The organism is Stenotrophomonas sp. HMWF003 (assembly GCF_003061285.1).
Taxonomy (GTDB): Bacteria; Pseudomonadota; Gammaproteobacteria; order Xanthomonadales; family Xanthomonadaceae; genus Stenotrophomonas; species Stenotrophomonas maltophilia_AP.
Genome location: NZ_QAIW01000212.1, coordinates 1 through 3,642, shown reverse-complemented (window position 1 = coordinate 3,642; position 3,642 = coordinate 1). Strand labels below are relative to the sequence as shown.

3 protein-coding genes are annotated in these 3,642 nt (G+C 67.6%); all 3 read right to left on the bottom strand.

Annotation, left to right across the window (positions count from 1 at the left end):
- Window positions 1–69 precede the first annotated feature (69 nt).
- Genes DBR34_RS08615 through DBR34_RS08605 form a run of 3 tightly spaced genes read right to left on the bottom strand, consistent with a single transcriptional unit; the run spans window position 70 to window position 3,615 of the window.
- Window positions 70–888 carry an SCO family protein gene (locus DBR34_RS08615; protein WP_128096483.1) on the bottom strand — a complete coding sequence of 273 codons (819 nt, stop codon included), beginning with the start codon at window positions 886–888 and terminating at the stop codon, window positions 70–72.
- A gap of 1 nt (window position 889) precedes the next feature.
- Window positions 890–2,035: a hypothetical protein gene (locus DBR34_RS08610; RefSeq protein WP_128096482.1), complete on the bottom strand. Its 1,146-nt coding sequence runs from the start codon at window positions 2,033–2,035 to the stop codon at window positions 890–892.
- Window positions 2,035–3,615, bottom strand: coding sequence for a multicopper oxidase domain-containing protein (locus DBR34_RS08605; RefSeq protein WP_128096481.1), 1,581 nt, complete (start codon window positions 3,613–3,615; stop codon window positions 2,035–2,037). Before DBR34_RS08605 ends, DBR34_RS08610 begins: the two co-directional genes overlap by 1 nt.
- Window positions 3,616–3,642 lie beyond the last annotated feature (27 nt).

Here is a 3,642-nt window from a genome sequence, read left to right as displayed (position 1 = left end):
GGCGCCGACCGTGAACATCGGCGAGCGCCACGGCAACCTGCGCAACGCGCAGGAACACATCGTGCAGGCCTACCAGCTGGTGGGCATGGCCCAGCAGGACAACGATTCGCGCCTTGGTGGCCACGCCGAGCGGGCCCGCCAGCTGTTGATCCAGGCCGACCAGGAACTGCGCCAGGCCGCCAATGCGGCCAACAACAACGGCCGCCCGTAACCGCCCCTGGCCGCGCCAACGCGCCGCGCGGATTGCCCGCGCCGCGTTGCGTGCGGTCGGCTAAGCGCGGCGCGGGGTGACGCGTGGCGGTTCGGGGTGGCCGGTGCCAGTTCGGCAAGGATCCGGGCCGCCACCTGCGCCTCGTCGGTACTGCGCCCGAAATGGTCGACGTAGCGCCCCGTTCCATCCAGCAGGAACAGGAAGGTGGAGTGGTCCATCATGTACTGGCCCGGCTGCGCCGTCGGCACCTTCTTGACGTACACGTGGTAGCGATCGGTGATGGTGGCGATCTGGGCCGGCGTGCCGGTGAGGCCGACCACGTCCGTGCCGAACAGGCGCACGTAGGCCTTCATTTTCGCCGGCGTGTCGCGTGCCGGATCGATGCTGACGAACACCGGCGTCAGGCGGGGGCCGCCCAGTTTCCGCACCCGCTGCGCGATGCGCGCCACGCGCGCCAGGTCGGTGGGACACACATCCGGGCAGGAGGTGAAGCCGAAGTACAGCAGCACCGGTGTGCCGTGGAAACTGCGCTCGGTGACCGCGCGGCCGTCCTGGTCAACCAGCGTGAACGCACCGCCGATCAGCGGTGGCGTCTGTGCGGCCAGCGGCGGCACCGACAGCAGCCCCCACGCCAGCACCAGTGACAGCACGACGGCCTGGTAGACCCGGCGCAGCATGTCAGTGCGCCCCGCTGTACGTCAGCGCGAACCCGACCAGGTTCGAATCCTGTCCGCCCTGCGCCTGGCTGCCCACCGACAGCGCCACGGTCAGCTGGCCACTCAACCGGTAACCGCAGCTCAGTTCGTTGAGGTAATCGTGCCGACCGGCGCCCGGTGCCCACGGGCGGCGTTTGTCGGTGCGGGTCGCGCCGAATACCCAGCGCCCGTAGTCGATGGTGAGCGAGGTGGTCAGGTAGCGCGTGTCGTTGCCGGCCACCGCGTTCTCGTTCTGCACGTGCGCGTATTCAACCAGCGGCACGATGTCCAGGTAGCGGCCCCGCAAGGTGGTATCCAGGTCCGCGCTGGACGCCGGGGCCCAGATGTAGCGCGCCGATACGATGGCGATCACCTCGTCATCGGCCGCACCGGTATCGGGCTGTGCCTCGCCGGCGCGGTTGCGCATGTAGCCGGCCTGCAGCTCCAGGAACGGCACGGCGGGAATGGAATCCCAGTTGACGGTGACCGCATAGGAGTCGAGCCGCCCGGTGTTGGCTGGCCCACCATCGGAACGCTGCACACGCGCACCGCCGCGCAGGAATGGCCGGCTGAGCTCGGTGGTGTCGGCGGTGTAGAGGTTCACACCGCCCTGCACCATGCCGACCTTCTGCCCGAACCAGCGGTAGGCATAGGTCGCACCGAGCACGCCGCCCAGGTCGTAGGTCGCCACGAAATCGTTGGTGTACAGCCCTGGTGCGGCGTCCATCGCGCGCCCGAACGGCACCTGCAGCTTGCCCACCTGCAGCTGGGTATGTTGGGTGAGCTTGTAGTAGTTCAGCTCGTTGACCACCAGCCCAAGGTCGCCGAAGGTGCGCTTTTCGCCGTTGCCCGGCGGGTTGACCGGGTTGAACTCGGTGGACAGCCGCACCTGGTCGTTGGGGCTGAAGCGCACGTAGACGCTGCTCTGGATGTCGGGGTAGAAGTCGGTGGTGTTGCGCGGCGCGCTGGCGCCGTCGCCCTCGCTGCGGCTGAAGTCGTACTGCATGACCGCGCTGTAATCCATGCCAACGTTGGGGTAGTACCCCTTGTCGGCATGGGCAGGGCTGGACAGCAAGCCAAGCCCGGCGGCCACACCCAGTGCCAGACTGGCTCTGCGGGGAATGCGCATCACGGGCCCTCCGCAGGCAACTGCACGTCGGCCGGCAGGGTAAACGCGCGCCCGCTGTTGCGCAGGTAGGCGCAGGTCTGGTTGTCGCCATAGATGCCGCCCAGCGGGGCCAGCTTCACTGCCTGGGCATAGTCTTCCGGGCGCACCACCTGCACCACCTGCATCATGCCGCCGTCCTCGTGTTCGAGGATGTGGCAGTGATAGACGAACTTGCCCAGCATCACCGGGTCACGGAACGGGATGCGCAGCGTGATCGAGCCCCACGCCGGAATGAACACCGTATCGCGGTAGCCACTGAACGGAACGGGCTTGTCGTTGATCGCCACCACCTGGAAATCGGTCTGGTGGATATGGAACTGATGCAGCTCCTGCGAGGGGTTGTACAGGCGCCATTCTTCGACGTCGCCCAGCGTGACCGTGGTGTTGACCCGGCGCGGATCGAAGCGCTCGCCATTGATCAGGAACGCGTCGCCATCGGTAGCCGAATCCTGGAAGGCGAACTGGCGCACGTGGGCGACCCTGACCCTGGCCAGGTCTTCGCTCACCGGATACGGGCTGGTGATGCGGCGGGTGGCGACCGGCGCGCCGGCCACCCGCATCGTGGCAATGCGTGCGCCCCTGTACTGGTCGCCGGCCGCACCGGTATTACCGGCGGCCAGCTCGACCGCGTGATCGCCCGCCCCCGCGCCGACCACGAGAATGCTGAAACGGGCGGACGGCCCGATCAGCAGTTCGTCGGCCATCACCGGCTTGGTCACCGTGTTGCCGTCGCGCGACAGGATCTGCACGTTCTGTCCGGTGATGCGGACGCGGAAGTACTGGTTGGCCGAGATGTTCATCAGGTGCCAGAGCTGGGTTTCGCCGGGCTGGATGTCGATCACCGGATCGGCCTGGCCGTTGACCGTGCGGATCGACGGCGCACTGGTGACGATTTCGCTGGCCAGCTTGCCGGTGAACGTCTTCTGGAAATTGCGCAGGACCAGCACGCGCTCCCGGATGCCCTTCAACTCCGGGAACGGATCGAGGATGCCGTCCACCAGGATCGGACCGGCGATGCCCGATTCCACCTGGCGTTGCGCGCCGCCGTGGAAATGGCTGTGGTACCAGTACGCGCCCGGGCTGTGGTCGGGGGGCAGCTTGAAGCGGTACAGCCCCTTTTCGTGCGGGCCAACCTCGCGGAAGATGCTGTCGCCCGAATCCAACGGGGTAACGGTCATGCCGTGGAAATGCAGGTTGGTCTTTTCGTCCATCTGGTTGTCCAGCGTGATCGCCACGGTTCCACCGGGACGGGTGCGGATCAGCGGCGCGTCGTAGTCGCCGTTGAACACCAGCGCGCGGTACGGCTGCCCACCCACCGACACGGCCGACATTGCCGGGCGCAGGGTGCCCTTGCTGATGCCGTCGGCGCCGTAGCGGATCTCCACTGGCGACTGCAGCGGCGCGCTGTTGTCTGCCGGGGCCTGGGCCACGCTGGCGCCCGTCCAGGCAAGCACGCCAACCAGCACTGCTGCGTAGATGTCATGCAGCCTGCGGCGCCGGTGGATGGCGGCATTGATCGGGACAGGGCGGTGACGATCCATGGGGGCTCCTGGGGCACAGAGGGGGCT

Excerpts from the sequence above, each read along its gene's own strand:
- DBR34_RS08615 (WP_128096483.1), bottom strand. The coding sequence starts at position 888 with ATGCTGCGCCGGGTCTACCAGGCCGTCGTGCTGTCACTGGTGCTGGCG.
- DBR34_RS08610 (WP_128096482.1), bottom strand. The coding sequence starts at position 2,035 with ATGCGCATTCCCCGCAGAGCCAGTCTGGCACTGGGTGTGGCCGCCGGG.
- DBR34_RS08605 (WP_128096481.1), bottom strand. The coding sequence starts at position 3,615 with ATGGATCGTCACCGCCCTGTCCCGATCAATGCCGCCATCCACCGGCGC.